General features: G+C 62.8%; 4 protein-coding genes. 1 reads left to right on the forward strand and 3 read right to left on the reverse strand.

The features are described from left to right. Nucleotides 1-17: 17 nt before the first annotated feature. The 3 genes from HWY05_RS25760 to HWY05_RS25770 form a co-directional block, all read right to left on the reverse strand. A complete protein-coding gene (locus tag HWY05_RS25760; RefSeq protein WP_035553466.1) occupies nt 18-431 on the reverse strand; it encodes a DUF971 domain-containing protein in 414 nt (137 codons plus the stop codon). An 88-nt stretch (nt 432-519) separates the two neighbouring features. Beyond that, on the reverse strand, nt 520-948 hold the full coding sequence (locus HWY05_RS25765) for an HIT family protein (protein WP_035553468.1): 429 nt from the start codon (nt 946-948) through the stop codon (nt 520-522). A gap of 34 nt (nt 949-982) precedes the next feature. Then, nucleotides 983-5,077 carry an FAD/FMN-binding oxidoreductase gene (locus HWY05_RS25770; RefSeq protein WP_035553470.1) on the reverse strand — a complete coding sequence of 1,365 codons (4,095 nt, stop codon included), beginning with the start codon at nt 5,075-5,077 and terminating at the stop codon, nt 983-985. A 504-nt stretch (nt 5,078-5,581) separates the two neighbouring features. Here HWY05_RS25770 and HWY05_RS25775 point away from each other — a divergent pair. Beyond that, on the forward strand, nt 5,582-6,000 hold a 419-nt coding region (locus HWY05_RS25775), incomplete at its 3' end, for a pyridoxal-phosphate dependent enzyme (RefSeq protein WP_176060036.1).

Here is a 6,000-nt window from a genome sequence, read left to right on the forward strand (position 1 = left end):
GATCAGGGCGAATCGTATCAGTGACAGTGCCCGTGCGCAGCGCCGGATGGAATCATCGGCGTATCCCGGTCGACGCCGGCTGCCTCCAGTTTGGCGAGATAGGCGGCCCAGAGTTCATCCTGATGCACCGCCATGTCGTACAACTGGTCCCACGAATAGATGCCGGTGCCGTGCCCGTCGGAGAAAGTCGGCTGCAGCGCATAATTGCCGACGCCTTCGATCATGGTGATCGTCACGTCCCGCTTGCCGGTCTGCAGGGTTTGCTGCCCGGGCCCGTGGCCCTGCACTTCCGCCGACGGCGAATACACGCGCAACAACTCGAACGGCAGCCGGTACGCTTCGCCGTTTGCGTACTGCAATTCGAGCACACGCGATTTGGAATGCACGACCACGCCGGTCGGCACAGGTGTATCGGGGGTCAGTCCGCTCATGATCGAGCCTCATAAGAAAACGCCGCGCCGTCCCAGCTTTGCGCCCCTGAAGAGGCCTTGGCGCGACGCAGCAAGTTGAGCTCAGCGCTCAACCCAATGCCTGTTCGATTTCCTGACGCACCGCTTCGCGCAGCAACGTAGCCTGCGCGCGGCGCGACGACAGCATCGCTTCGGACACCGTGCGCTGACGCGGCGCCCAGATGGGCAGCGGGAAATGCGCGTCGTTCGAAAAACGCGGAATCACGTGCCAGTGCACGTGCGGCACCTGATTGCCGAGGCTCGCGAGATTCACCTTGACCGGCTGCATGACGCGCCGCGTCGCACGTTCAACCGCATACACGGCCTTCATCACGCGATCGCGGTCGCCGTCGGCGAGGTCCGAAAATTCGGCCACATGGTTGTTCCAGATCACCCGGCAAAAGCCCGGGTAATCATGTTCGTCGGCGAGGACGACACGCAGGGTGTCGTCCTGCCACAGCACATCGCCACCGTCTTCGCGGCAAAAAACGCAGTCCATCGTCGTCCTCAGGCAAGAATCGTCAGTCGTGCCATTAAACCAGCACGCGCTCGATTCCGCCATTGTTCGCCCGTTGCACGTAGTCGGACATCCAGTCTTCGCCGAGCACGTGGCGTGCCATTTCGACGACGATGTAGTCCGCCTCGGTGCCCGCGTCGGCGTTATAGCGCGACAGCCCTTGCAGGCAGGACGGGCAGCTGGTGAGGATCTTCACCTCGGTGGCGCCGTTCGGCTGCGGGCCGTCACCGGCCTTGAGCACGGAGCCGTCCGGCGCACCCGCCGAGCCGGCCGACGCATTGGCCGGATTGATCCCGTTCGCGCCGGCTTCGGCCACCAGCGGAATACCGCGCAGCTTGGCCGCACCCTTGCGCATCTCCTCTTCCTTGCGGAAGCGGACCTGCGTGGAAATGTCGGGACGCGTCACCGCGAGCGTGCCGGATTCGCCGCAGCAGCGATCGTTTTTCTCGATCTTGTAGCCGTCCTTCTCCGAACCCATTAACTGATTGACCAGCTTGACCGGGTCGATCGTCTTGATCGGCGAGTGGCACGGGTCGTGATACATGTAGCGCACGCCGTTCACGCCTTCGAGCTTGATGCCCTTCTCCAGCAGGAACTCGTGAATGTCGATGATCCGGCAGCCCGGGAAGATCTTGTCGAATTCATAGCCGGCGAGCTGGTCGTAACACGTGCCGCACGACACCACCACCGTCTTGATGTCGAGGTAGTTCAAGGTGTTGGCCACACGGTGGAACAGCACGCGGTTATCCGTGACGATCTGCTCGGCCTTGTCGAACTGACCCGAGCCGCGCTGCGGGTAACCGCAGCACAGATAGCCCGGCGGCAGCACGGTTTGCACGCCCGCTTCCCACAACATGGCTTGCGTGGCGAGACCCACCTGCGAGAACAGCCGCTCGGAACCGCAGCCCGGGAAGTAGAACACCGCTTCCGTGTCGGCCGTGGTCGTCTTCGGATTGCGGATGATCGGGACAATCTTGTTGTCCTCGATATCGAGCAAGGCGCGCGCGGTTTTCTTCGGCAGATTGCCCGGCATCTTCTTGTTCATGAAGTGGATCACCTGCTGCGTGACCGGCGGCTTGCCGACGGTTGCCGGCGGGTGCGCCGTCTGCTTCTTCGTGAACTTCTTCAGCACTTCGTTGCCGAGGCGCTGCGCCTTGTAGCCGACGCCCATCATCGCGGTGCGCGCGAGGTTGATGGTCTGCGGATTGGTTGCGTTGAGGAAGAACATGCCGGCCGCGTTGCCCGGATTGAACTTCTTCTTGCCCATCTTGCGCAGCAGGTTGCGCATGTTCATGGTCACGTCGCCGAAGTCGATTTTCACCGGACACGGCGTCACGCATTTGTGACAGACGGTGCAGTGATCGGCGACGTCGTTGAACTCGTCCCAATGCTTGATCGACACGCCACGGCGAGTCTGCTCTTCGTACAGGAACGCCTCGACCAGCAACGAGGTAGCGAGAATCTTGTTGCGCGGGCTGTACAACAGGTTCGCGCGCGGCACGTGGGTCGCGCACACCGGCTTGCACTTGCCGCAACGCAAACAGTCTTTGATCGACTCGGAAATCGCGCCGATATCGGACTGTTGCATGATCAGCGATTCGTAGCCCATCAGGCCGAAGCTCGGCGTATAGGCGTTGCGCAGGTCGGCGCCTTCGAGCAGCTTGCCAGCGTTGAAGCGGCCATGCGGATCGACGCGCTGTTTATACGCGCGGAATTCGCCGATTTCTTCATCGGTCAGGAATTCGAGCTTGGTAATGCCGATGCCGTGCTCGCCGGAAATCACGCCGTCGAGCGAACGCGCCAGCTTCATGATGCGTGCAACCGCCTTGTGGGCGTCCTGCAGCATCTCGTAGTTGTCGGAGTTGACCGGCAGGTTGGTGTGGACGTTGCCGTCGCCTGCGTGCATGTGCAGCGCGACGAACACACGGCCACGCAGCACCTTCTTGTGGATCGCCTGGGCTTCTTCGAGGATCGGCTTGAATTCGCCGCCATTGAAGATCTGCCGCAATTCGGCGCGGATTTCCTGCTTCCACGACACACGGATCGTACGGTCCTGCGTGATGTGGAACACGGTGGCGTCCGGCTGCGCGTCAGCGCGGTCGGCGAACTTCTCCGCCAGCGCTTCGTAGCCGAGACCGACCAGATAATGCTGCGCCTCGCGCACCGACAGGTCGAGCTTGTCGCGCAGAAATTCCCAACGGGTACGCACGCGCTTCATCAGATCGAGCGCTTGCTGCACACGGTCTTCGAGCAGTTCCGCGCTCGGAATTTCATTCGCGTCGTCGCTCTTGCCGAGCGGCAGCTTGCCGGCCTTGAAGAACGCTTCGAGCGCGTCGACCAGTTGCAGCTTGTTCTTGATCGACAGCTCGATGTTGATCCGCTCGATGCCGTCCGTGTACTCGCCCATCCGGTTCAGCGGAATCACCACGTCTTCGTTGATCTTGAACGCGTTGGTGTGCTTGGCGATCGCGGCGGTGCGGCTGCGGTCGAGCCAGAAACGCTTGCGCGCCTCGGCGGCGACCGCGACGAAGCCTTCGCCGCTTTTGCCGTTGGCCATGCGCACCACTTCCGACGTGGCTTGCGCGACCGCATCCGGATCGTCGCCGACGATGTCGCCGATCAGCACCATCTTCGGAAACGCGTTGCGCTTGCTCTTGGTCGCGTAGCCGACCGCGCGCAGATAGCGTTCGTCGAGGTGTTCGAGACCCGCGAGAATCGCGCCGCCCTGCTTCGACGTTTCGAACAGGTAATCCTTGATTTCGACGATGCTCGGAATCGCTTCGCGCGCCTGGCCGAAGAATTCGAGGCAAACGGTGCGCGTATGCGCGGGCATCTTGTGCAGCACCCAGCGCGCGGACGTGATCAGCCCGTCGCAGCCTTCTTTCTGCACGCCCGGCAAACCGGCGAGGAATTTATCCGTGACGTCCTTGCCGAGACCTTCCTTACGGAACACGCGACCCTTGATGTCGAGCGCCTCGGTGCGCAGCAGCTTCTCGCCCGGCGCGTAGTTGCCGTCGAACCAGTCGAGCCGGAAACGCGCGACTTCGATGTCGTGAATCTTGCCCATGTTGTGGTCAAGACGCGTGACTTCGAGCCAGTTGCCTTCCGGGTCGACCATACGCCACCAGGCCAGATTGTCGAGCGCCGTGCCCCACAACACCGCCTTCTTGCCGCCCGCGTTCATCGCCACGTTGCCGCCGACGCACGAGGCGTCCAGCGAAGTCGGGTCGACGGCGAACACGAAGCCGGCCTGCTCGGCCGCCTCGGTCACACGACGCGTGACCACGCCCGCGCCGGAGAAAATCGTCGCGACTTTACGGTCGACGCCCGGCAATTCGGTCATCTCGACCGCGCCGAGCTGTTCGAGCTTTTCGGTGTTGATCACGGCCGAGAACGGCGTGAGCGGCACCGCGCCGCCGGTGTAACCCGTGCCGCCTCCGCGCGGAATCACGGTCAGACCGAGTTCGAAACACGCCTTGATCATGCCGGCGATTTCGGCTTCGGTATCCGGCGTCAACACGACGAACGGGTATTCGACGCGCCAGTCGGTCGCGTCGGTCACATGCGAGACGCGGGACAAACCGTCGAACTTGATGTTGTCTTTTTCCGTGACCTTGCCGAGCACCTTGGTCGCGCGACGACGCAGGTCGTAGGTCTTCTGGAATTCGCTCTTGAAATCGTCGACCGCGCGGCGCGCGGCCTGCACCAGCGTATCGACGCGCGCGGCGCGGTCCACGCCGGCTTCGTCGCCGTGCGCGGTCAGATCCGCGCGACGGCGCTTGTCGATCTCGGTGAGGCGGTGATGCAACGCTTCGATCAACTGCGCGCGACGCTTCGGATTGTCGAGCATGTCGTCTTGCAGATACGGATTGCGGCGCACGACCCAGATATCGCCGAGCACTTCGTACAGCATCCGTGCCGAGCGGCCGGTGCGGCGTTCAGCGCGCAATTCGGCGAGCACCGCCCAGGCGTCGTCGCCTAACAGGCGAATAACGATTTCACGGTCGGAAAACGACGTGTAGTTATAAGGAATTTCGCGCAGACGCGCTTCAGGATCGGCGGCCACCGCAGTGGCGGCCCCGTGCGGATCGAAAACTTGAGGTGCGTTCATGTTCGGACGACTCGGTAGGTCAGCCCGGCGCGCTCGTCGAAGAGGCGTCGGCTGACGGTGCGCGTGGGGCGCAATGCTGGAAATCTTCTAGGGGAGCGAAGCACAACCGACGGCCTGACCCACATCGATCGCTTCGCGGCGCTCGGTTCTAGCTACACGATCGTGCGTGGCGGACGAGACGCTCCGCCGCGGGGCAAGACTCACGCGGGACGGGCATCAAGTGGGCGATCCGAGGCTGCCAGTGCATCTTCCGATCCTTATTCCAAAATGGAATTCTACCCCATGATCCCGCCACGCGTTGACGGCTGAAATCGGTTTGGTGGCGGGGCTTCACGCGTTTTCGTCATGAATCGGACGTTCGTGCGGAGGCCGCAAATTTGCCGACCGAACGGTCGGATGGGCCGTGGGGACAGGCTTGCGGCGCATTCGCGGAAGGCCAGAGCCTGCGCGGTTGGCGCTATCATTGACCCTTTCCCGTCCCGCAAAGCGCACCGCGCCACCCGCATGGCTTCCCACGACTATCTGAAGAAAACCCTGACCGCGCGCGTTTATGACGTGGCCCGCGAGACCGAACTCGAACACGCACCGAATCTGTCGGCGCGTCTGCGCAATCCGGTCTATCTGAAGCGCGAGGACAACCAACCGGTGTTCTCGTTCAAGGTGCGCGGCGCGTACAACAAGATGGCGCACATTCCAGCGGAAGCGCTGCAGCGTGGGGTGATTACCGCGTCGGCGGGCAATCATGCGCAGGGTGTGGCGCTGTCGGCGGCACGCATGGGCGTGAAGGCGATCATCGTGGTGCCGGTGACCACGCCGCAACTGAAGGTCGACGCAGTGCGCTCGCATGGCGGCCCGACCGTCGAGATCGTGCAGTTCGGCGAGTCGTACAGCGACGCCTATGGCCACGCGGTGAAGTTGCAGGA

The sequence above is a fragment of the Paraburkholderia sp. BCC1876 genome (assembly GCF_902833695.1).
GTDB lineage: Bacteria > Pseudomonadota > Gammaproteobacteria > Burkholderiales > Burkholderiaceae > Paraburkholderia.